A 21,742-nucleotide genomic window follows, 5' to 3' on the forward strand; every position below is an offset into this window, starting at 1 on the left:
TTAATCCCTTTGAGAGTGCGAAAGTTGCCGGGCTGGAGAGTCGATGCGCAGCGCTTGCATCGCGGTGACAAGCTCGGCCAGGTCACGAGGGTCGGTCAGCGACCGGTCGGTGAGTTCCCGGATCCGCCGCAGCCGGTAGCGGACGGTGTTGGCGTGGCAGTGCAAAGTCTGTCCGGCGCGTTCGGAAGAGCCGCCGCCGGAGAAGTACGCCTCGAGCGTCTCCAGCAGCAGATCGCGTTCGTCGGCGGGCAAATCCAGAACCGGGCCGAAGACCTGGTCTCCGAGCCGCCTGCCCTCGTCGGGGTCGTAGGCGACGAGCGCGGCCAGCGGGCTGGGGTCGAACGCGCGGACCTCGACGCGTTCGGGCGGCGTGCCGGCCAGCGCGGTGCGCGCCAGGTGCAGCGCGCGCGGGGTGTCGGCCAGCGACGCGTACAGCGGGCTGACCCCGGTGCGGGTCAACGCGACTTCGTTGAGCACGGTCAGCACCGCGCTGTATTGCTCGTCGCGCACCGACACCACCCCCGCCTGCAGCACGGGAGTGAGCTGCCACGCCGAGACGATGCCAAGCTGCCCGAGCCGCCGTTCGATGCCGACCAGGCTCTCCTCGGCCAGCCCTCGGGTCTCGGCCGCGACGACGGCGAGTTTCCCGTCGAGCGGCAGGCCGAGCAGCCGTCCGGCTTCCCACGGCCCGGCTTCGGAGAGACGCTGGCCGGTGAACAAGGCCTCGGCCAGCGCGGAACGGCGGCGTTGCTGGGCGACGAGAAGTTCCGCGCTCGCCGCCCGGTACGCCTCGGTCACGCGGACGGCGTGTTCGTCGGTGACCTGCCAGAGCAGGCTCGCGGCGTCGATCAGCACGTCGACGCCGCCGGTCTCGCGGGCGTGCGCGGCCAGCAGGTCCCACAGCATCGCGCAGCCGATCCGGTACACCTGCAGCACCTCCGGCAGCGGCGCGCCCTGGCGAGCGCGCCGGCTGCCGGTCTCCTGCGGAGCGCCCTGGTCCGGGGCCTCGATGCCGCCGAGCGAGTCGACCAGGAACCGCACGTTGACCGCGATCGAGCGGTGCAGGTCCGCGCGCGGCACGATCTTCTCGTCCCGGTAGAGGCCGATCCGTTCGCACGCCGCCGCGCAGATCTCGTCGATCAGCCGCGGCAGCCGCGGCTGAACCCAGGCGACGAGTCCGCCTGTGGTCATCGGCTCGCCCGCTGAATCATGCCGCTGCCTCGTTGTCCCGGCACGTCACGGTGAGCACTCCGTCGTCGAGGCTGACGTCGACGGTCGTGTTGTCGTGCGCTTCGCCGCCGAGCAGCGCGCGCCCGATCCGGGTCTCGACCTCGCGAGCGAGAAACCGGCGCAGCGGCCGGGCGCCGTAGACCGGGTCGAAGCCCTGTTCGGCGATGAAGCGCAGTGCTTTGTCGGACACCTCCAGGGTCATGTTCTGTTCGGCGAGCCGCTTGCGCAGCTCGCCCAGCATCAGCTCGACGACCCGTTCGATCTCCGGCAGCGTCAACGGTTTGAACAGGACGATGTCGTCGATGCGGTTGAGGAACTCCGGCCGGAAATGCCCGCGCAGCGCCGCCATCACCTCGCCGCGCGCGGACTCGGTGATCTCGCCCTCCGCGTTCACTCCGTCGATCAGGAAGTGCGCGCCGATGTTGGAGGTCATGATGATGACGGTGTTGCGGAAGTCGACGGTGCGGCCTTGCGCATCGGTCAGCCGTCCGTCGTCGAGCACCTGCAGCAGGGTGTTGAAGACGTCCGCGTGCGCCTTCTCGATCTCGTCGAACAGCACCACCGAATACGGTTTGCGCCGCACGGCTTCGGTGAGCTGGCCGCCCTCGTCGTAGCCGACATACCCGGGCGGAGCGCCGACCAGCCGCGAAACCGTGTGCCGCTCCTGGTACTCGCTCATGTCGATCCGGACGATGTTGTCCTCGGTGTCGAACAGATCCGCGGCGAGCGCCTTCGCCAGCTCGGTCTTGCCGACGCCGGTCGGCCCCAGGAACAGGAACGACCCGATCGGGCGGCGCGGGTCCTTGATCCGGGACCGGGCGCGGATGATCGCGTCCGCGACCAGCTGCACCGCCTCGTCCTGGCCGATCACGCGTTCGTGCAGCAGTTCGTCCAGGCGCAGCAGCTTCGACCGCTCGCCTTCCTGAAGCCGGCTGACCGGAATGCCGGTCCACCGCGACACGACCGCCGCGATCTCCTCCTCGGTCACGACCTCACGAAGCAGCCGGGTGCCTGCCTGCCGCGTGGCGAGCAGTTCTTCCTCGCCCGCCAGGCGACGCTCCAGTTCCGGCAGCCGGCCGTGTCGCAGCTGCGCGGCCAGATTCAGGTCGTACGCGCGTTCGGCGGCTTCCGCGTCGTGCCGGACCTGCTCGATCTCCTCGCGCAGCGCCTGGACCTTGTGCAGCGCGGCACGTTCGGCCTCCCACTGCGTCCGCATCCCGCCCGCCTCGGCGCGCAGATCGACCAGTTCGCGCCGCAGTTCTTCCAGCCGGGCATGGCTCGCCGCGTCGGTTTCCTTGGCCAGCGCGGCTTCCTCGATCTCGGTGCGGGTCAGCCGCCGGCTCAGCTCGTCCAGTTCGGCAGGCATCGAGTCGATCTCCGTGCGCAGCATCGCGCACGCCTCGTCCACCAGGTCGATCGCCTTGTCCGGCAGGAACCGGTCCGAAATGTAGCGATGGCTCAGCACCACCGCGGCGACCAGCGCGCTGTCCTGGATCTTCACGCCGTGGAACACTTCAAGCCGCTCGCGCAGCCCGCGCATGATCGAGATCGCGTCCTCGACCGACGGCTCGTCCACCAGCACCGGCTGGAACCGCCGCTCCAAAGCGGCGTCCTTCTCGATGTACTTGCGGTACTCGTCCGCCGTCGTCGCGCCGATCAGGTGCAATTCGCCGCGCGCGAGCATCGGCTTGAGCATGTTGCCCGCGTCTATCGCGCCCTCGGTGGCGCCCGCGCCGACGACGGTGTGCAGCTCGTCGACGAACAACAGGATCCGGCCCTCGGCGGCGGTCACCTCGTTGAGCACGGCCTTCAGCCGCTCCTCGAACTCGCCCCGGTACTTCGCGCCCGCGACGAGCGCGCCGAGGTCGAGCGAGAACACCGTCTTGCCCTTGAGCCCTTCCGGCACGTCGCCGCGGTCGATGCGCTGCGCGAGCCCCTCGACGATCGCGGTCTTGCCCACGCCCGGATCGCCGGTGAGCACCGGGTTGTTCTTCGTCTTGCGCGAGAGGATCTGGATCACCCGGCGGATCTCCGCGTCGCGTCCGATGACCGGGTCCAGCTTGCCCGCCGCCGCGTCCGCGACGAGATCACGGCCGTACTTTTCCAAGGCCTCGTAAGCGGATTCCGGCGTCGCCGACGTGACGCGCTGGTTGCCGCGCACCTTCCGCAGCACGTCCAGGAACTTGTCCCGGGTCAGCCCCGCCCCGCGCAACAGCCGTCCGGCCGCGCTCGAACTGCCCTCCTCCAGCAACGCCGCGACGAGGTGTTCGACGGACACGTAATCGTCCTTCAACCGCCCCGCTTCGCGATCAGCCGCGTCGAGCACCCGAGTGAGCCGAGCGGTCACGCGGGTTTCGCCGGGAGCGACGCCGGGGCCGCTCACTTTCGGACGGCGGCCGAGTTCGGCTTCCAGCTCCTGTTTGAGCCGGGCCGGGTCCGCACCTGCCTCTTCGAGAAGCCGCGACGCGAGCCCGTCGGACTGGTCGAGCAACGCGAGCAGCAGATGTTCGCCGTCGACCTCCGGCTGGCCGTACTTCACCGCGGCGGTCTGCGCGTCGTGCAGCGCTTCCTGAGATTTCTGAGTGAGCCGGTTGGGATCCATGGTCAGTCTCCGCTGCGTCGGGACCGGAGGTCCGCTTCGAGGTCTGCGATGCGGTCGAGCAGGTCGGCGACCAGGCCGACCGCGGCGTAGTTCAACGAGAATCCGGCGCGCAGCCGCTGGATCCGGGCGGCCGCGGACACCTGGGCGACCGGATACCACCACTCGCCCCGCGCGTCCTCGACCGGTTCCAGCAGGCCCAGCACGGTGAACCGGCGGACCAGCTCCGGGTGCAGGCCGGTCGCGTGCGCGAACGTCGGAAGATCCAGATGCGCCGCTCCGGGGCGGCGGCGCACGAGTGCATAGGTCATCGCGGCCTCCTCGGGTTTTCGTCGGTGGTCGCGGCCAGTTCCTCGTAGAGCTTGCGCTGGGCGTCGGTCAGGTCCTGGGGGACGACGATCTTGACCGCGGCGTACAGATCGCCGGGATTACCCCGGGAATTCGGGATGCCGCGCCCGCGCAACCGCAGCTTCCGTCCGCTGGAGGTTCCCGCCGCGATCTTCAGCTTCGCTTCGCCGCCGCCGGGGAGGTCCATGGCGACGGTCGCGCCCAGCGCCGCTTCCGAGGGCAGCAAAGGAAGATCGACGGTCACGTCCCGTCCTTCGACCTGGTAACGCTTGTCGTGCACCAGATGCACCACCAGGTACAGGTCACCGCGCGGCGCGCCTTCGCCGCTGCCGTAACCGCCCTGCCCGGCCAGCCGGATGCGCTTGCCGTTGGTCACTCCGACCGGGATGTTGACGTCGACGGTGCGCGAGCCCTCCGGTCCGTCGAGGGCGAACGAACGCCGGCCGCCCTGATAGGCCTCGCTCAGGCTGATCTCGACCCCGGCCTCCTGATCAGCTCCGGGAATCGGCCCGCGCTGACGGCCGTACCCTCCGGGGAAGCCGCCGCCGAACATGCCGCCGAAGAGGTCCTCGAAGTTGACACCTTCAGCGCTCTGGAAGCCGTCTCCGGCCTTGGCGCGAGCGTAGGTTTCCGGGTCCATGTCCGGAGGAACCTGCCGGAAGTCCTTGCCGAACGCGTCGTAGCGCTTGCGCTTCTCCGGTTCGGAAAGCACGTCGTACGCCTCGGAGACGGCTTTGAACTTCTCCTCTGCCCCCGGATCTTTGTTCACGTCCGGGTGGTACTTGCGGGCGAGCTTGCGGTACGCCTTCTGGATTTCGTCCTGGCCCGCCGTCCGGGAAACGCCAAGCCGCTGGTAAAAGTCCTCGCTGTCGCTCATCAATCCGCCTTCGCGACCACGACCGCCGCGGGCCGCAACTGGTTCTCCGCGTCGCCGTAACCGGGGCGCACGACCTCGACCACCGTGCCGGGATCGACGCCGTCGACCGGAATGACCGACACCGCCTCGTGCAGCTGCGGATCGAACGGTGTCCCCTTTTGATCCGCATTCCGCGGGAAGCCGAGGTTGGCCATCGCCGTGTCGGCCTGTGCGCGCACCGCTTCGACGCCGGAGACGATGGACTTGGGGTCTGCCTCGGCGTGCCCGATGGCCAGGTCCAAGTTGTCCAGCACTGTCAGCAGTTCTTTGGCGGCCCGCTTACGTTCCTGCTGCCGCACCTGCACTGTGTCCCGCGCGGTACGTTTGCGGAGGTTGTCGAGGTCGGCCATTGCCGTGCGCCAGTTGTTCTCCAGCTCGGCCACCCTCTGCTGGAGCCAGGAAACGTCGGTGTTGCCTTCCGGCTCCGCGGCTGCGTCTTCCTGCTTGTCCTCCATAGCGATCAGGAGGTGGTGAATTCGGCGTCGACCACGTCGTCGCCGTCGTCGGGGCTTCCCGCGCCGGTCGCGTCGCCGGCGGCAGACGCGACCGCGGACAGGCCGTGGAACAACTGCTGGAGTTCCGAGGTCATCGACCGCAGCTTCTCCAGGTTCGGCTCGTCCTGTTTGAGGAGGTCCCGGGCATCCACGGCAAGGTTCTCCGCGCGCGCCTTTTCGTTGACCGGCACCGCGTCCCCGAGTTCGGCGACGCTTTTCTCCACCTGGTAGACGGCGCTGTCCAGGGTGTTGCGGGCGTCGACGACCTCGCGCAGTTTGGCGTCCTCGGCCCGGTGCGCCTCGGCGTCGGCGACCATCCGGTCGACGTCCGCGGAGTCCAGATTGGAGCTTTCGGAGATGGTGATGGCCTGCTCCCGGCCGGAGTTGGTGTCCTTGGCCGAAACGTTGAGGATGCCGTTGGCGTCGATGTCGTAGGTGACCTCGATCTGCGGCACGCCGCGCGGGGCGGCCGGGATGTTCTCCAGCCGGAACCGGCCGAGCACCCGGTTGTCCGCCGCTTTCTCGCGCTCGCCCTGCAGGACGACGATGTCCACAGCGGACTGATTGTCCTCGGCGGTGGAGAAGGTTTCCTTGCGCCGGGCCGGAATCGTGGTGTTGCGGTCGATGACCTTGGTCATCACGCCGCCCATCGTCTCGATGCCAAGGGACAGCGGGGTCACGTCCAGCAGCAGAACGTCCTTGGCCTCGCCCTTGATGATGGCCGCCTGGATCGCCGCGCCGAGTGCGACGACCTCGTCCGGGTTGACCGTCATGTTCGGGTCTTTGCCGCCGGTCATCCGCCGCACCAGCGCCTGCACCGCCGGGATGCGAGTCGAGCCGCCGACCAGGATGACCTCGTCGATGTCGTGCGCGGTGAGCTTCGCATCGGCGAGCGCCTGCTCCACCGGCACCTTGCAGCGCTCGACGAGGTCGGAGGTGATCTGGTCGAACGTGGAGCGCATCAACGTGGTGTTGAGGTGCTTCGGGCCGGAGCCGTCCGCGGTGATGAACGGCAGGTTGATCGTGGTCTGGGTGACCGAGGACAGCTCTTCCTTCGCCTTGGCCGCCGCCTCGAACAACCGTTGCAACGCCTGCGGATCCGCACGCAGGTCGATGCCGTTCTCCCGCTCGAACTGGTCCGCGAGATGATCGACGACCCGGCGGTCGAAGTCGTCGCCGCCCAGATGCGTGTCCCCCGCGGTCGAGCGGACCTCGACCACGCCGTCGCCGATGTCCAAGACGCTGACGTCGAACGTGCCGCCGCCGAGGTCGAACACCAGCACGGTTTCGTGCTGCTTCTTGTCGAGCCCGTAAGCCAGCGCCGCCGCCGTCGGCTCGTTGATGATGCGCAGCACCTCGAGCCCGGCGATCCGGCCCGCGTCCTTGGTGGCCTGGCGCTGCGCGTCGTTGAAGTACGCCGGAACCGTGATGACCGCCTCGGTCACCTTCTCGCCGAGGAACTTCGACGCGTCGTCCGCCAGTTTGCGCAACACCAGCGCCGAAACCTCCTCCGGCGCGTACTTTTTGCCGTGCACGTCAAACCGCACCGCGTCGTCCGGTCCCGGCACGACGTCGTAGGACACCGCGTCGATCTCGCTGGCCACCTCGTCGTAGCGGCGGCCGATGAACCGCTTCGCCGACGAGATCGTGCCCTTCGGGTTCATGATCGCCTGCCGCCGCGCGAGCTGCCCCACCAGCCGCTCGCCCGAATCGGTGTACGCGACCACCGACGGGGTCGTCCGAGCCCCGTCCGCGTTGGCGATCACCTCGGGCTGGCCGCCCTCCAGCACCGCGATGACCGAGTTGGTCGTCCCCAGGTCGATGCCCACCGCTTTCGCCACGACGCGTTCCTTTCCGGGTTTTCTTTCCTGTCCGGAAGCCTCAGGACAGGACGGGTTCGAGGTCTGGTGTACTGGAGAGGAAAAGCACCGTCAAGGCGAAATGATCTTCACCGGAGGCTTTTCCAGCACAATTGCCGGTCGATTGTGGGCGATGCCAAATAATATTGTTCCGCGACACAATCGGCTGGCTTCGCCGTGGCTCATTTACTGCGTGCGATCAGGGCGTACAATTCCCGCGGAGGTGCCGTCTACACCGGGACGATCGCCTCACGCGCCATCTCAGCGAGGCGTTGACCCTGCAGCACGGGGACGTGCCCGCTCGCTGCGGCACGCTTCGGACCGCCGTCTGCGACTTCTGCCGTTGCGCCGCGTTTAGGCTGGACCGCCATTGGCGGTCTCGGATTCGAGACGTTGAAGCAATGCGCTGGACTATCCCTCGGGGATCTCCAGACCCACGTCCCCCGCCAACGCACGCGCGGCTTGGTTGCTGGCCAGCGCCGGATACTCCAGCATCACCCGGTGCAGTTCTCCCGCGATGAACCTCGTCCCTGCGTCCACGAATTCGCTGACGGAGCAACGCAACGTCGTCTCCAGATAGGTCGGAGTCGCCCGGAGGGACCCGCGATCGAACTCGAAGGTGATGAGTTCGGCGTTCTCGGTGAAATCGACCTTCCAGATCCCGCTTCCTTCTCGAGCGGCCGCCATCACATTCCGCACGCTGTACATCGCGTCGAACAGCGGCACCCAGCCCCACGGAGGCCCGATCTCGACGTCGGCGTGGGAGATCGAAAGCTGGCCGAGGAAGTAATACCACCTCAGATCTTCCCCGGAAACGGAAGTCAAGTCTTCCGTGTGGGTACGTTCTCGTCCATTAGGCGAGTAGACGGGACTGGGCGAGAAGGAGATTTTCACAACGCCCTCCCTTGAATTGGCACTCGTCAGCTGGCCCGAGTTCGGCTTCCGGACGAGCCGCGGCCAGGCATCAAAGCATGTGTCAACTGCTCAAGCAGCGTACTGGTGTCAGCGGCGACGGCGACAGCTGTGCCCGCCGGATGCTCGGCCTTGTCGGCTCGAGTCTGCCCACGCCGTTGCTCCCCGAGGTCGACCGTGACCGACGTGCGGTGAAGCCTGGCGATCGACGGGTCGAGCAGGATCGCGGCGGCCAACGGATCATGAAGCGGGAAAGCCGGCAATTTCCCCGGCAGGGCAAGGAGCATCGCCGCCATTCGCCCCCACAGCCGATCCTGATCAGCGGCGAGGCGTTCAAGCCAGAGCCGGCTGACAGTGGCCTTGCGAGTGACGTCGAGAGGGACCAGCGTCAGGTCGAACCCAGCCGCCACGACTTGAGCAGCGGCCTCGGGATCGTGCCATACGTTGCTTTCGGCGTAGTCGCTGATGTTGCCCTTCACCTCGAACGCACCGGCCATCGCCACCACGCGCCGGATCAGCCGGGGCAGCTCGGGTTCGGCGGCCAGGGCGTACGCGACATTGGTGAGCGGGCCCAGAGTCAGGAGATCGACACAGCCGGGGCTCTTCCGAGCGAGCCGCACCATTTGCTCGGCGGCGGTTTCCTCCCGCACGGGCTTCCGCCTCGGCGAGCCCGCCGCCTTGCCCAGGAGATCTTCCGGGTGGGCGAGATGCAGCGGCCGGGCGAGCGGCTCCGACGCCCCGATCGCGACGGGCGTCGCACGATCATCGGCGATCTCGAGTGCCCGCAGGCCGTTCTCGGCCGCGGCAGCCGCGGACACGTTGCCGTGCACCGAACCCACGCCGACGATCTCGACGCCAGGGGTGCGCGCGAGGAGAACGAGGGCAAGCGCGTCGTCAACACCGCCGTCCTGGTCGACAATGACGGTAGTCGTGGTTGCCATAACGCATCTTCTCCAGAAGCCCGCAGGCGACGCAATTCTTCGACACCGTCCGTGAGCAAGCAACGGCCCGGCAAGCACACCCCTTGACACGGCGTTTCATCAGACAATACGTTCTTGTCGCCAGATGAAACACCCCTCGGCAAGGGAGGCCGCTCGGATGGTTCTCGACACCGCCTACTTGCTTCGTCGCGCGGGGGCTTCCTACCGGGGCCTCACGGCGGTCGACGACGGGCGTACGGCGCGTACTTTCGGCGAGCTTCTCGACCGCGCGGAGCGTCTGGCCAATGCCCTGGACGCGCTCGGCATTCCGGAGGGCGCGAGTGTCGGGATTCTGTCCGACAACCGCACCGAGTTCGTCGAAACCGACTGTGCGCTGGCGCTCGGGAGACGGGTTCGGGTAGCACTCAACGCGCGGCTGCATCTGGAGGATTTCCGTTACGTAGCCGAGGATGCCGGACTCCAAGGACTCTTCTTCGCGCCGAGCTTCACGACTGAGGCGCACGCGCTGGCCGAGGAGTTCGGCATCGTCGTGATTCCGTTCGAGGAAGACGCCAGCTTTGAACACTCGTACGAGGGTCTCATCGCGAAAGCGAAACCCGAGCCGGTGTTGCGCAACCGCGATCCTGAAGCCGCGGCCTGGATTTCCTACACCTCCGGGACAACTGGACGCCCCAAAGGTGTCGTCCTGTCGCATCGCGCACTGCGCGAGGTGGCGTTGAATCTGCTGCTGGAGCTGGCACCGGTCCGCGTGGGGGAACGGATTTTGCTTACCCAGGCCGTTTCGCACGCGTCGGGGTACTTTGTGCTGCCGTATTTGATCAGTGGCGCGGGCGTGCACGTCATGCCGAAGTTTGATCCTGACGAGGTGTGGCATCGGTCCCGCGAGGCGTATTTCCGTACGCTCAAAGCGGTTCCGGCGATGCTCGAACCATTGCTGGACGCGGCGCGCGGCGAGTGGGGGTTCGAGACGATCGTCTACGGGGCGTCGAGCGTGGCGTTGCCGGTGCTGGAACGCGCGCTCGATCGGTTCGGCCCCACGTTGGTGCAGGACTACGGACAGTCCGAGGCGCCGATGACGATTACCTGCCTGAGCAAGTCCGATCATCTCGACCCGCAGGCGAGACAGTCCGCGGGACGGCCTTGGCGGTCGGTAGCAGTCGAGGTGCGCACCGACGACGGCCGGGTGGCGCGGGCTGGGGAGATCGGGGAGGTTTACGTGCGCGGGTCGCATGTGATGTCCGGGTATCACCGCAAACCCGAGGCCACCGCCGCGGTTCTGGTGGACGGGTGGTTGCGCACCAAGGATCTCGCGCGGACGGACGAGCGCGGGTTTGTCCATCTCCAAGGGCGCAATGACGAAATGATCAATTCCGGCGGGTACAACATCGCGCCTCGCGAGGTGGAGAACGAGCTGTCGGCGCACGCCGCGGTCAGCGAGGCGGTGGTACTCGGCCTCCCCGACCCGCGGTGGGGCGACGCGGTCACGGCGGTGGTGCGGTTGCGGGACGCCCAAGCCGCGTCCAGCCAGGAATTGATCGAGTTTGTCCGGCCCCGGCTGGGGATGCGCACGCCGAGAAGGCTGGAGATCTGGGACGCCATTCCGCGCACGCCTTACGGGAAGGTCGATCGGATCGAGCTGCGCGACAAGCTGATCGGAGGGTTCGAGTGAACACCGACGACGTTGAGATCTTAGGCGTGGGGATGCATCCCTTCGGCAGATACACCAACTCGTCGCTGAAAGATCTCAATCGCGTCGCGTGTGTGTCCGCGCTGGTGGACGCGGGGCTCGAGGTGCGGGACCTCGACGCGGTGTACGCGGCCAACGCGATGGCGGGGTTGTTGCAGGGACAGGAGATGATCCGCGGTCAGTCGGTCATGCGGGAGATCGGGATCGAGCGCGTCCCCGTCACGAACGTCGAGAACGCGTGTGCCAGCGGGTCGACCGCGCTGCGTCAGGCCATCCTCGCGATCCGTGCGGGGTCGGCGGACGTCGTGCTGGTCGCGGGCGTGGAGAAGATGTTCGTGGAGGACCGGTCCCGGACGCTCGCAGCGCTGGAGTCCGCGGGCGATCTCGACGTGGTGTCCGGGATCGGGTTGCAGTTCACCGCGGTGTACGGGATGCGGCTGCGCAAGCTCATCGCGGCCGGCAGGCTGACGGTGGACGATCTGGTCGCGGTTTCGGTCAAGAGCCACGCCAACGGCGAGCGCAATCCCTATGCCCAGCACCGGAAAGTCGTCAGCCCGGAGGAAGTGCTGGGTTCGCGGCCGATCGCCGATCCGTTGACGTTGCTGATGTGCAGTTCCATCTGCGACGGTGCGGCCGCGGTGGTGCTGGCGCGGCGGGGAGCCGTCGCGGCGAAAGCCAGGCCGACTGTCCGGATTAGAGCGTCGCAGGCGGCAACCGGGTATACGACCACCGGGAACGAACCGTCGTTGACCGAATTGTGCGCGGCGGCGGCGTACGCGGAGGCGGGATTCGGACCCGAGGACGTCGATGTCGCCGAGGTGCACGACGCGATGGCTCCTGCCGAACTCATCGCGTACGAGCAGCTCGGTTTCTGCGGTCCGGGCGACGCGGGCGCGCTGCTCGACAGCGGCACGACCCAGATCGACGGCTCCCGTCCGGTCAACCCCAGCGGCGGGCTGTCGTCGCGCGGGCACGCGGTGGGGGCGACCGGGCTGGCCCAGATCGCCGAGTTGACCTGGCAGTTGCGCGGTGAGGCGACTGGACGGCAGACCCAGCGTCCGCGCATCGGCCTCGCCCACAACAACGGCGGCTGGCTGGAGGGTGAGTCAGCCGTCTCGTGCGTCCATCTGCTGGAGAGGACCGAGCCATGGGACTGAACGCCGCGTTGAAGGTTCCGACCACCGCCGAACGGCCGCGCGACAACGGGTACGCGCTCGTGGGCAGCCGTTGCGGACAGTGCGGTGCGGCATCGTTTCCGGCGCGCGCCGTCTGTCATCGGTGTGGGAGGGCCGCGCCCGCCGAACACACTTTCGCGGCGACCGGCGTCCTGCTCACCTACACCACCGTGCACGTCCCGCGCCCCGGGCTGCCCGCGCCGTACACGCTCGGCCAAATCGCCCTCGACGACAGCGGGCCGATGGTGTTCGGCCAGGTCAGGACGGATGGAGCCGAGCCTGAGGCAGGGATGGCCGTGCGCGTGCGGATCGGCGAGACGCCGCGCTATTGGTTCGAACCCGAGCGTTTCGCTGGTTGATACGGTGACCTCACACGACAAAACGCAGAGGTGGCCAGTGACTGAAACCCCCGACGGCTCCACGGTCCGCGCGGTCAGCCGGGCGATCGACATCCTGTTCGCGCTCGGGCACAACCCGCTCACGCTCGGCGACGTGGCGGAGGTCGTCTCGCTGTCGAAGCCGACGACCTACCGGCTGCTGAGCACGTTGCGCGCCAAGGGAATGGTCGTCCAGGACCAGGCCAGCGGGCACTACGGGCTCGGCCCCGGCTGTTTTCACCTGATGTCGTCGATCTCGAACGGCAACGCGGGCTTCATCTTCGAGGCCACCGACGCGCTGGAGCAACTGCGCGACGTCACCGCGGAGACCGTCGCGGTGCACGTCCGCGCCGGCCGTTCCCGCATCTGCGTCAAGGAACTCCCGAGCCCGCACCTCATCCGCTACATCGCGGGCGTCGGCGTCTCCGAGGGCATTCACACCGGCTCCGCAGGCAAAACACTGCTCGCGTTCATGCCGGAGGCGGAGCGCGAACGCCTGCTCAAGGACCTCCCGCTCGATCCCACGACGCCGAACACGATCACCGACCTCGAAACCCTGCGCGCCCAGCTGAAGAGCATCGCGGCCGCGGGCATCGCGCACAGCCACGGCGAACGGGCGGTGGGCGCGGTCGGGGTCACCGCGCCGATCACGGACGCGAACGGCTTCGCGCTCGCGGCGTTGAGCGTCATCGGACCGGAAGGACGTCTCGGCAAAGAGAAAATCGCCGAGATCGAACGACACGTGCGGGAAGTCGCGGCCCGGATTTCGGCGACGGTGTCCGGAGCATCCGAAGTGGACTGAACGAGACGGAGGTCCAGTGCCCGACGACATCACCACGGCGAACGACGGCCGGGTTTCCATCCGCGCGCGGTACGAGCCGACCGCCGCTGAGCCCGCGCTGAAAGCGTGGAGCGACACCAGGATCGCCGAGCCCGGACCGTTCCGGCCGCGCTTCATGGTCTACTCCGGACTCGGCCCGCCCACGACGACCGCGGAACGGCTCGCCGTATTGCAGGAGGTCGGCGCGGAGTCGTTCCTGCTGGCCGCGGACCTCCCCTCCCAGCTCGGTTTCGACCCCGACCACGAGCTTTCGCACGCCCAGGTCGGCCGCGCCGGGGTGTCGTGCGCGACGCTCGACGACTTCGCCACGATCTGTTCCCGGCTCGACCTCGCGACCGCCGACAGCATCGGGATGCTGCAGAACTCGCTCGGGCACGTCGCGCTCGGGATGGTCCACAGTGTCCTGTCCGATCGGGACGCACGGCACGTGAAGCTGGTGATGCAGAACGATCCGCTCAAGGAATTCACCGCGCGCGGCACCGAGATCCACTCCCCCGCGCAGGCGTTGCGGATCGCCGCCGATTGCGTCGCGTTCGCGATCGACGAGGACATGCCCGGAGCGGCGCTTACCGTCTGCTCCAACCATTACGACGTCGCGGGCGCGGGTCCGTTGCTGGCTGTGGCTTTCGCTTTCGGCAACGCCATCGCGTACGTGGACGAATTGGCTGCCCGCGGCTACGAACCCGCAGACGTCGCCGGGAAGCTGATGTTCTTCCTCAACGAGCGCAGCGATTTGTTCGTGGAGGCTTCGGTTTTCCGCACCGCGCGGATCTTGTGGAGCGAGATTCTGCGCGACCGGTACGGTATTCCGGTCGCCGAGCAACCCGTCGCGAAGCTCATGGGTTACGCGCACGGCTTGGAATCCGCCGAGGAACCGCTGGTCAACATCCCGCGCGTGACGCTCAGCGTGCTCGGTTCCATGCTCGGCGGCGTCGATTACCTCTGCGCCACCGGTTACGACGAGGCCTTGCGCATCCCGTCCGCCGACGCCGCCGCTCTCGCCGTGCGCACGATGCAGGTCGTCGCTTGCGAACATGGCGCGCTGACGACCATCGACCCGCTCGCGGGCAGCGCCAAACTGCGCGACGTGGACGAGCAGGTGATGCGCAAAGTCCGGATCGAACTCGACCGGCTCACCGAAGCCGGCGGACCGCTCGAAGCCATCGAGAACGGCTACATCGCCGGCCGGATCGACGAAAACCGCGGCGCCCGTCAGGAACAATTGAGAACCGGCGAGCGAATGATGGTCGGCCACGGCATTTTCGACGCCAAGGCCCGCGCTGAGTGGTTCGCGGGCAAGAGTTCGGGCGAGATCGACTTCGCGAAGGTCGAGCAGGACGCCGTCGAACGGATCACCGAGCACAAACGCCGCCGGGACGCCGCGCTGGTCGACCGGGCGCTCAAGGCGGTCGAGACCGCGGCCGCCGGGACCGAGAATCTCGTCCAGCCCAGTATCGAGGCGTTGCGGGCGGGTGCCACCTCTGCCGAGATCGTCGGCGCCACCCGGGAGGGGTTCGAGAGATGACACGCATCGTGCTGGCCAAACTCGGGCTCGACGGCCACGACGTCGGCGTCCGGCTCATCGGCAAACACCTCGCCGACGCCGGGTTCGAGGTCGTCTACCTGGGCAAGCGCGTCCCCACCGCCACGATCGTGCAGGTCGCGGTCCAGGAGGACGCCGACGCCGTCGGACTCAGCTGCCTCAGCGGCGGGCTCGGCCACTTCGCCTCGCTGACCGTCGAAGGCCTGCGCCGCGAGGGCCTCGAGGTCCCGGTCCTCGCCGGCGGCATCGACGAGCCCGCCGAGATCGACCGCATGATGGCGGCGGGCGTGCACCGGCATTTCGGGCCTGGTGCGTCGATGGCGGAGATCGTGACGGCCTTCCGCGAGGCGACCTGACGTCTTCCGCCGCATACCTCCCGCTCAGCCGATCGGGAGGCCCTGATCCTGCCCTGACGGGCCTCGGCAAGACCCCACTTGACCTGCGTGACCAGGGCGAGTAGACAAGCCATATCACGTAGTGGTTCGCACGTTTCATTGGACGAAACAGTGAGGTTTCGTCCCGACGGCCGTCGAAGGTGACGGAAGGAGCGGGCAATGGCGCCGGCGCAGGAACCGACCCAGGCACGACCCGAAACGAGACTGGCCAAGGTCGCGGTGACCGCACTCTCGGCTTCGAGCATCGAGAACTACGACTTCTTCATCTACGGCACGGCGGCGGCACTGGTCTTCCCCCAGCTCTTCTTCCCCGAGCAAACCGCGCTGACCAGTGCGCTGCTCAGCTTCGCGACCTTCGCGGTCGGCTTCATCGCGCGCCCGCTCGGCGGCGTGCTCTTCGGCCACATCGGCGACGTGCACGGCCGCAAGACGGCGCTGATCGGCGCGCTGGCCGGGATGGGCCTCGCGTCGACCCTCATCGGCCTGATGCCGACGCATTCGGTGATCGGCGTCGCCGCACCGATTTTGCTGGTACTGCTGCGTTTCCTCCAGGGCATCGCGGTCGGCGGACAGCTCGGCGGCGTCGTCCTGCTCGCGATGGAGAGCGCGCCGCCCCGGAAGCGCGGCTTCTTCACCAGCTTCGCTCAGGCGGGCGGTCCGGGCGGCATCATTCTCGGCAACCTCGCCTTCATCGCGGCTATCCGGTTCACCTCGCCCGCGGCGTTCGAGGCGTGGGGTTGGCGCGTTCCGTTCCTCGCCAGCGCCGTGCTGGTCTGGCTGGCCATCCACCTGCAGCTGCGTCTCGAAGACACCGACGCGTTCCGTCGGCTCAAGGAAGTCAAGAAGCCGGACGCTGGACGCTCCCCCGTGCTGCGCGCGTTTCGCGTCCACTACAAGCAGATCGCACTGGTCGCGGCTGCCTACATCGGCATCAACGTGACCTACTACCTGTTCATGACATTCGCGGTTTCCTACAGCACGAACTCCGCGATTTTGGGGCTGTCCAAGGACACCATCCTGCTCGCTGTACTCGTCGCGGCTGGTGTGCAACTGGTATTGCTCCCGGTGTCCGGTGCCATCTCAGACCGCATCGGACGGCGCGCGATGCTGCTGGCGGGTTCGGGGATGCTCTGCGCTTTCTCGTTCGCGTTCTGGCCGCTGCTGAACACGAAGTCGACGTTCCTGATCCTGGTCGCGTTCATCGTCGGCCTCGGCCTGATGCACACCACGATGTACGGACCGCAGGGTGCGTTCTTCGCCGAGGCGTTCTCCACCGGGCTCCGGTATTCCGGCGTCTCGCTCGGCGTGCAGCTAGGTGCGGTCATCGGCGGCGCGTTCGCCCCGCTGATCGCCACGTCGCTGTACGCCGCGACCGGGTCTTCAGTATCGGTGGCGATCTACATGGCCGTGGTCTGCGCGATCACCTTCACCGCGGTACTGCTCATGCCAGAAACACACCTGAAAGATATCAACGAGCCGGCGGTGGCATCCGAACCTGCCGCCGCGAGCGGTCCAGCCCGCTAGCCAAAGGAGAAGCAGCATGGCGATGCCCACCCGGCATCTCGGCAAACTCGACGTCGGCGCCCAAGGGCTCGGCTGCATGGGAATGAGCGATTTCTACGGCAGCGGCGACGAAACCGAGTCGATCGCGACCGTGCACCGCGCGCTCGACCTCGGCGTGACGCTCCTGGACACCTCCGACATGTACGGCTACGGCGCCAACGAGGAACTGGTCGGACGGGCGATCGCGGGCCGCCGCGATAACGTCGTCCTGGCCACCAAGTTCGGCGTCGTCCGCGCGGAGGACGACTCGATGGCGCGCTCGGTGCGCGGAGACGCGGAATACGTGCGGCAGGCTTGCGACGCGTCCTTGCGCCGGCTCGGTGTCGACCATATCGACCTCTACCAACAGCACCGGGTCGATCCCGCTGTCGACATCGAGGAGACCGTCGGAGCGCTGGCGGAGCTGGTCGCGGCGGGGAAGGTACGCCACATTGGACTGTCGGAAGCGTCTGCGGAAACGATCCGCCGGGCGCACGCCGTGCACCCGATCACGTCGGTGCAGACCGAATGGTCGCTGTGGTCGCGCACGATCGAGGAGGAGGTGGTGCCAGTCTGCCGCGAGCTGGGCATCGGGATCGTGCCGTACTCGCCGCTGGGCCGGGGCATTCTCACCGGGCGCTACCGTTCGACGGACGACTTCGAGAAGGACGACTTCCGGCGGACGTCACAGCCGCGCTTCGCGGCCGGGAACCTCGAACGCAACCTGGAGTTCGTGCGAGCGCTCGAAGACCTCGCCCGGCAGCGGGGTGTCACGGCGGGTCAGCTCGCGCTGGCGTGGGTGCACAGCCACGGCGACGACGTGGTGCCGATCCCCGGCACGAAGAAGCGGAGCAGGCTGGAGGAAAACATCGCGGCCGTTGATATCTCACTGTCCGCCGCTGACGTGGCAGCGATCGAACAGGCGGTGCCCGCGGACCGGATCGCCGGCGAGCGGTACTCCCCCGACCGCATGTCGTTGCTCGAATGACCTTGATGGGTTGGTGAAATGCGTTTCGCAGACCGTGTGGTGATCGTGACCGGCGGCGGTGGCTCCGGACTGGGCCGGACGCTGGTCCGCCGCTTCGCCGCCGAGGGCGCGGCCGTGGTGGTAGCCGACCGCGACGAGAGGGCTGCCGACCAAGCCGCCGCCGAAGTGGAAGAACAGGGCGGACGAGCGTTGGCGGTCCGGACCGACGTCCGCAGCGATGACGACGTACGCGCGATGGTCGAAGCCGCCAGATTTGCCTACGGCCGCATCGACGTCCTCGTCAACAACGCCTTCACGTCCAATCCGGCGTCCATTCTGGACACTCGCGTCGAGGACTGGCAGCGCGACCTCGACGTCGTGCTGACGGGCGCATTCCGCTGCTCCCAGCAGGTACTCCCGACGATGATCGGCCAACGGCGCGGGGTGATCGTCAGCGTCTCGTCGGTGAACGCGCACACCCACGTCGGCGCGGCCGGATACAGCGCCGCGAAAGCCGGGGTGGAAGCGCTGACCCGCAACCTGGCCGTCGAGTTCGCGCCCTTCGGAATCCGGGCGAACGCCCTGGTGCCCGGCACCTTCCGCACCGACGTCTGGAAGGAACGCCAGAAGATCGACCCGGACCTCCTCGACCGCCTCGCGACCTGGTATCCGCTCGGCCAGGTCGGCGTGCCCGACGACATCGCGTCCGCGGCGCTCTTCCTGGCTTCGGACGAGGCGTCGTTCATCACCGGCAGCCTGCTGCCGGTCGACGGGGGCCTGCTGGCCGGCAATCCGCAGTTCGCGCGCGACGTGCATCCGGAGAACCACCGATGAAGGACGAGGTGCGCGTTTCGCTGGTGCAGTTCAGTTCGGCGGTGCTGGACTGCCCGGGCAACGCCAAACGGATGGCGGAGTTCGTCGAGCGCGAAGCACAGGACCACGGGGCCGAACTGATCGTCTTCCCTGAGCTGAGCAACACCGGCTACATCCGCTCCGCACGCGACGACGCCTATGCCGAGAGCCTTTACGCGGCGTCGGAACTCGTGCCTGGCCCGACCACCGAGGCGCTGGGCGATGCGGCCCGCCGTGGTGGTGCACACGTCGTGGTTGGTATGTCACAACGGCATCCGCAGATACCAGAGGTGCTCTACAACAGCGCCGTGCTGATCGCCCCGTCCGGCGACGTGGCCGGTGTCCAGCACAAGGTGCATCCGTGCCGCGACGAGAAGGAATACTACGTCCCTGGCGATGAGATATCAGTGTTCCCCACCGCACTCGGCACGCTCGCGCTCAACGTGTGCTACGACGTCCGGTTCCCCGAAATGGCCCGCGTGCAGACCCTCGCGGGCGCCGAGATCGTCGTCTCGCTGTGGGCGTCGGCGGTGCAGCCGGGCAAGGTCCCGTCGGACAGCATCGTCTCGCGGTGCGCGACGAGGGCGATGGAGAACGCGGTGTTCTTCCTGGGCTGCAACCGAACTGGCACCGACGACGAGCAGCGCTTCTACGGGCGCAGCGCGGTCGCGGGGCCGAGCGGAGAGGTGCTGGCGCGCTCGGACGACGACCGGGAGGACGCTGTCCGTGCAGTCTTGCGGAGTTCAGATCTCAAAGCGCAGCGCAGATATCTCACGATCTTCCGCGACCGCAGGCCGGAACTGTACGGCCGCGTCACCGAACGCCTCTCCCGCCCCAGCCCGGAGCACGAATGACCTCGGACCTCTCCCAATGGACGGCTGAACAACTCGGTGCCGCCTACGCGTCCGGCGACCTTTCACCGGTAGAAGCGACGAAGGCAGCACTGCAAGCCATCGACGCCCACGACGACCTCCGCGCCTTCGCCTACGTCGACCACGAAGGCGCGCTCAAGCAAGCAGCCGCGGCGGAACAACGGTGGGTCGACGGACGTGCGCTGGGGCCGCTCGACGGCGTTCCCGCGTCGATCAAGGACCTCTTCCAAACCCGAGATATGCCAACCCTGCGCGGTTCGCGTCGCACCGACCCGGCGCAGCCCTGGGACACCGACAGCCCTGCCGCGGCAGCACTCCGCGCGAACGGCCTCGTCCTGCTCGGCAAGACCACGACGTCCGAACTCGGCTGGAAAGGCGTCACCGACAACCTGATCGACGGCATCACCCGCAACCCCTGGGACCCGACGCTCACCGCGGGCGGATCGAGCGGCGGCAGCGGTGTGGCGGTCCGGGCCGGAATGGGCGCGGTGTCCGTGGCCACCGATGCGGCTGGCTCGGTTCGGATCCCGGCCGCGTTCTGCGGAGTCGTGGGCTTCAAGCCGACACACGGGCGCATCCCGATGCACCCGCCGAGCGTCCTGGGCACCCTCGCACACGCCGGACCGATGGCCCGCTCGGTAGCCGACCTCGCCGCGCTGACCGACCTTCTCGCCGCACCGGACCACCGCGATCCCTCCTGGACGCCAACGATCGGCGAAACAGCAAACCCCGTCAGGATCGCGTTCTCCCCGGCGCTGGGCCGCGTGGACGTGCACCCGGAGATCGCCGCCCTCGTCACGGAAACTGTCGCCGCGATCGCCGGAGCGGGCTTGCACGTCGAGGAGGCCGACCCTGATTTCCCCGACCCGGCAAGCGCATTCGACGTTCTGTGGTCCGCAGGCGTTGCGCACGTAGTCCGACGCTACGGCGGCACCGCACCGCTCGACCCGGGCCTGCAGAGGTTGATCGAACGGGGCGCCCAGCACTCGACAGCCGACTATCTCGACGCGCAAAGCGAACTCGCCGCGCTTGGCGTCGCCATGGGCGAATTCCACACGCGATACGACGTCCTGCTCACGCCGACCGTGCCGATCGAACCCTTCGCCGCAGGCCACGACGTTCCGCCGGACAGCGGGATGATCGACTGGCCACAGTGGACACCCTTCACTTACCCGTTCAACCTGTCCCGGCAGCCCGCGCTCAGTGTCCCGATAGGACGGACGTCAGGGGGCCTGCCGGTCGGCATTCAGGTCGTCGGCCCCCGATTCGCGGACTCGACGGTCCTCGAAGTCGGCACGCTGATCGAGCAATTACGGCCCCCGCTCAGTTATCCGCAGGAGAACGCATGAAGTTCGGCGTCAACACTTTCGTGACCGACGAGAGCATCCGCCCGGACGCGCTGGGCCGAGCGCTGGAAGAACGCGGCTGGGACACGCTCCTCGTCACGGAACACTCGCACATCCCGGTCAAACGAGAGACACCCTGGTCCGGCGGCGGCGAGCTGCCGCGCGAGTACTACCGCACCTACGACCCGTTCGTCGCCCTCGCGATCGCCTCCGCGGCGACGACCACGCTCACCCTCGGCACCGCCGTCGCGCTGCTGGCCCAGCGCGACGTCTTCCAGACCGCCAAAGAAGTCGCGACGCTTGACGTCCTCTCCGGCGGCCGGGTCCTGTTCGGAGTCGGCGCCGGATGGAACCGCGAGGAAATGCGCAACCACGGCGTCGAGCCGCGCCGCCGCAGCCCGCTGCTGAACGAGAAACTCGCCGCGCTCAAAGCGATCTGGACCGCCGACGAGGCCGAATTCCACGGCGAGCACGTCGACTTCGACCCGGTTTTCTCCTGGCCGAAACCCGCGCGACGCCCGCACCCGCCCATCGCCGTCGGCGGCGAAAGCCCAGCCGCGCTCGACCGGCTCGCCCGCTACGGCGACGAATGGCTGCCCCGCGCCAAAACCCCAGTCGACGAACTCCGCCGCGTAGCGTCGTGGCTGGCCGATCAAGGCCGCGCCGACGTCCGCACCACGCTCTGCGGAGCCACTTTGGACTCTGACGTCACTGCCTACGCCGAGGCCGGAGTGAACCGCGTGACCTTCACCCTGCCGCCCCTGCCGGAAAAAGAAACGCTGCAATACCTGGACAAACTGGTGGCATACGTCGAACGGCAAACACGCTGAATGCGGTCACTGCCGA

The 21,742-nt window shown here is 67.9% G+C and carries 20 protein-coding genes; 12 read left to right on the top strand and 8 right to left on the bottom strand.

Features of this window, described 5'->3' with window-relative positions:
- The 8 genes from ACZ7OI_RS36030 to ACZ7OI_RS36065 all read right to left on the bottom strand — a co-directional run bounded on the left by ACZ7OI_RS36030 (nucleotide 1) and on the right by ACZ7OI_RS36065 (nucleotide 9,299).
- Nucleotides 1-1,191, bottom strand: a complete 1,191-nt coding sequence (locus ACZ7OI_RS36030) for a PucR family transcriptional regulator (RefSeq protein WP_470268551.1) — start codon at nucleotides 1,189-1,191, stop codon at nucleotides 1-3.
- A 16-nt stretch (nucleotides 1,192-1,207) separates the two neighbouring features.
- A complete protein-coding gene (clpB, locus tag ACZ7OI_RS36035; RefSeq protein WP_470268552.1) occupies nucleotides 1,208-3,832 on the bottom strand; it encodes an ATP-dependent chaperone ClpB in 2,625 nt (874 codons plus the stop codon).
- A 2-nt stretch (nucleotides 3,833-3,834) separates the two neighbouring features.
- Nucleotides 3,835-4,140, bottom strand: coding sequence for a chaperone modulator CbpM (locus tag ACZ7OI_RS36040; protein WP_470230014.1), 306 nt, complete (start codon nucleotides 4,138-4,140; stop codon nucleotides 3,835-3,837).
- Complete coding sequence (locus tag ACZ7OI_RS36045) at nucleotides 4,137-5,054, bottom strand: DnaJ C-terminal domain-containing protein (RefSeq protein WP_470268553.1); 918 nt, start codon at nucleotides 5,052-5,054, stop codon at nucleotides 4,137-4,139. The genes ACZ7OI_RS36040 and ACZ7OI_RS36045 overlap by 4 nt, the downstream gene beginning before the upstream one ends.
- Nucleotides 5,054-5,548, bottom strand: coding sequence for a nucleotide exchange factor GrpE (locus ACZ7OI_RS36050; RefSeq protein ID WP_470268554.1), 495 nt, complete (start codon nucleotides 5,546-5,548; stop codon nucleotides 5,054-5,056). Before ACZ7OI_RS36050 ends, ACZ7OI_RS36045 begins: the two co-directional genes overlap by 1 nt.
- A 5-nt stretch (nucleotides 5,549-5,553) precedes the next feature.
- A complete protein-coding gene (gene dnaK / locus ACZ7OI_RS36055; protein ID WP_470268555.1) occupies nucleotides 5,554-7,428 on the bottom strand; it encodes a molecular chaperone DnaK in 1,875 nt (624 codons plus the stop codon).
- 429 nt (nucleotides 7,429-7,857) lie between these two features.
- The gene (locus tag ACZ7OI_RS36060; protein WP_470268556.1) at nucleotides 7,858-8,271 is read right to left on the bottom strand and encodes a hypothetical protein; all 414 of its coding nucleotides are present in this window, start codon (nucleotides 8,269-8,271) and stop codon (nucleotides 7,858-7,860) included.
- 95 nt (nucleotides 8,272-8,366) lie between these two features.
- The gene (locus ACZ7OI_RS36065) at nucleotides 8,367-9,299 is read right to left on the bottom strand and encodes a nucleoside hydrolase (protein WP_470268557.1); all 933 of its coding nucleotides are present in this window, start codon (nucleotides 9,297-9,299) and stop codon (nucleotides 8,367-8,369) included.
- A 157-nt stretch (nucleotides 9,300-9,456) separates the two neighbouring features.
- Between ACZ7OI_RS36065 and ACZ7OI_RS36070 the strand changes: the two genes are divergently transcribed.
- From ACZ7OI_RS36070 to ACZ7OI_RS36125, 12 genes are all read left to right on the top strand, one after another.
- Complete coding sequence (locus ACZ7OI_RS36070) at nucleotides 9,457-10,968, top strand: AMP-binding protein (protein WP_470268558.1); 1,512 nt, start codon at nucleotides 9,457-9,459, stop codon at nucleotides 10,966-10,968.
- A gap of 26 nt (nucleotides 10,969-10,994) precedes the next feature.
- Nucleotides 10,995-12,143: a thiolase family protein gene (locus ACZ7OI_RS36075; protein WP_470268559.1), complete on the top strand. Its 1,149-nt coding sequence runs from the start codon at nucleotides 10,995-10,997 to the stop codon at nucleotides 12,141-12,143.
- A complete protein-coding gene (locus tag ACZ7OI_RS36080) occupies nucleotides 12,134-12,520 on the top strand; it encodes a Zn-ribbon domain-containing OB-fold protein (protein WP_470268560.1) in 387 nt (128 codons plus the stop codon). The genes ACZ7OI_RS36075 and ACZ7OI_RS36080 overlap by 10 nt, the downstream gene beginning before the upstream one ends.
- A gap of 37 nt (nucleotides 12,521-12,557) precedes the next feature.
- Nucleotides 12,558-13,340: an IclR family transcriptional regulator gene (locus tag ACZ7OI_RS36085; protein ID WP_344286728.1), complete on the top strand. Its 783-nt coding sequence runs from the start codon at nucleotides 12,558-12,560 to the stop codon at nucleotides 13,338-13,340.
- Between the two features lie 16 nt (nucleotides 13,341-13,356).
- Nucleotides 13,357-14,904 carry a methylmalonyl-CoA mutase family protein gene (locus tag ACZ7OI_RS36090; RefSeq protein WP_470268561.1) on the top strand — a complete coding sequence of 516 codons (1,548 nt, stop codon included), beginning with the start codon at nucleotides 13,357-13,359 and terminating at the stop codon, nucleotides 14,902-14,904.
- A complete protein-coding gene (locus ACZ7OI_RS36095; protein ID WP_470268562.1) occupies nucleotides 14,901-15,278 on the top strand; it encodes a cobalamin B12-binding domain-containing protein in 378 nt (125 codons plus the stop codon). The genes ACZ7OI_RS36090 and ACZ7OI_RS36095 overlap by 4 nt, the downstream gene beginning before the upstream one ends.
- Before the next feature lie 198 nt (nucleotides 15,279-15,476).
- Complete coding sequence (locus ACZ7OI_RS36100; RefSeq protein ID WP_470268563.1) at nucleotides 15,477-16,841, top strand: MFS transporter; 1,365 nt, start codon at nucleotides 15,477-15,479, stop codon at nucleotides 16,839-16,841.
- A 22-nt stretch (nucleotides 16,842-16,863) separates the two neighbouring features.
- Nucleotides 16,864-17,847 carry an aldo/keto reductase gene (locus tag ACZ7OI_RS36105; RefSeq protein ID WP_470268670.1) on the top strand — a complete coding sequence of 328 codons (984 nt, stop codon included), beginning with the start codon at nucleotides 16,864-16,866 and terminating at the stop codon, nucleotides 17,845-17,847.
- Between the two features lie 18 nt (nucleotides 17,848-17,865).
- Nucleotides 17,866-18,660: an SDR family NAD(P)-dependent oxidoreductase gene (locus ACZ7OI_RS36110; RefSeq protein ID WP_470268564.1), complete on the top strand. Its 795-nt coding sequence runs from the start codon at nucleotides 17,866-17,868 to the stop codon at nucleotides 18,658-18,660.
- Nucleotides 18,657-19,532, top strand: coding sequence for a carbon-nitrogen hydrolase family protein (locus ACZ7OI_RS36115; RefSeq protein ID WP_470268565.1), 876 nt, complete (start codon nucleotides 18,657-18,659; stop codon nucleotides 19,530-19,532). The genes ACZ7OI_RS36110 and ACZ7OI_RS36115 overlap by 4 nt, the downstream gene beginning before the upstream one ends.
- Entirely contained in the window at nucleotides 19,529-20,899 is a 1,371-nt protein-coding gene (locus tag ACZ7OI_RS36120) for an amidase (RefSeq protein WP_470268566.1), read from the top strand. The genes ACZ7OI_RS36115 and ACZ7OI_RS36120 overlap by 4 nt, the downstream gene beginning before the upstream one ends.
- Complete coding sequence (locus ACZ7OI_RS36125) at nucleotides 20,896-21,726, top strand: LLM class F420-dependent oxidoreductase (RefSeq protein WP_470268567.1); 831 nt, start codon at nucleotides 20,896-20,898, stop codon at nucleotides 21,724-21,726. The genes ACZ7OI_RS36120 and ACZ7OI_RS36125 overlap by 4 nt, the downstream gene beginning before the upstream one ends.
- The last annotated feature ends 16 nt before the right edge of the window (nucleotides 21,727-21,742 follow it).

The organism is Amycolatopsis sp. NPDC114503, from assembly GCF_055633655.1.

Coding starts and splice junctions, on each gene's coding strand:
- ACZ7OI_RS36050 (WP_470268554.1), bottom strand. CDS start 5,548: ATGGAGGACAAGCAGGAAGACGCAGCCGCGGAGCCGGAAGGCAACACC.
- ACZ7OI_RS36095 (WP_470268562.1), top strand. CDS start 14,901: ATGACACGCATCGTGCTGGCCAAACTCGGGCTCGACGGCCACGACGTC.
- ACZ7OI_RS36030 (WP_470268551.1), bottom strand. CDS start 1,191: ATGACCACAGGCGGACTCGTCGCCTGGGTTCAGCCGCGGCTGCCGCGG.
- ACZ7OI_RS36105 (WP_470268670.1), top strand. CDS start 16,864: ATGCCCACCCGGCATCTCGGCAAACTCGACGTCGGCGCCCAAGGGCTC.
- ACZ7OI_RS36125 (WP_470268567.1), top strand. CDS start 20,896: ATGAAGTTCGGCGTCAACACTTTCGTGACCGACGAGAGCATCCGCCCG.
- ACZ7OI_RS36115 (WP_470268565.1), top strand. CDS start 18,657: ATGAAGGACGAGGTGCGCGTTTCGCTGGTGCAGTTCAGTTCGGCGGTG.
- ACZ7OI_RS36080 (WP_470268560.1), top strand. CDS start 12,134: ATGGGACTGAACGCCGCGTTGAAGGTTCCGACCACCGCCGAACGGCCG.
- ACZ7OI_RS36100 (WP_470268563.1), top strand. CDS start 15,477: ATGGCGCCGGCGCAGGAACCGACCCAGGCACGACCCGAAACGAGACTG.
- ACZ7OI_RS36110 (WP_470268564.1), top strand. CDS start 17,866: ATGCGTTTCGCAGACCGTGTGGTGATCGTGACCGGCGGCGGTGGCTCC.
- ACZ7OI_RS36040 (WP_470230014.1), bottom strand. CDS start 4,140: ATGACCTATGCACTCGTGCGCCGCCGCCCCGGAGCGGCGCATCTGGAT.
- ACZ7OI_RS36070 (WP_470268558.1), top strand. CDS start 9,457: ATGGTTCTCGACACCGCCTACTTGCTTCGTCGCGCGGGGGCTTCCTAC.
- ACZ7OI_RS36045 (WP_470268553.1), bottom strand. CDS start 5,054: ATGAGCGACAGCGAGGACTTTTACCAGCGGCTTGGCGTTTCCCGGACG.
- ACZ7OI_RS36120 (WP_470268566.1), top strand. CDS start 19,529: ATGACCTCGGACCTCTCCCAATGGACGGCTGAACAACTCGGTGCCGCC.
- clpB (WP_470268552.1), bottom strand. CDS start 3,832: ATGGATCCCAACCGGCTCACTCAGAAATCTCAGGAAGCGCTGCACGAC.
- ACZ7OI_RS36065 (WP_470268557.1), bottom strand. CDS start 9,299: ATGGCAACCACGACTACCGTCATTGTCGACCAGGACGGCGGTGTTGAC.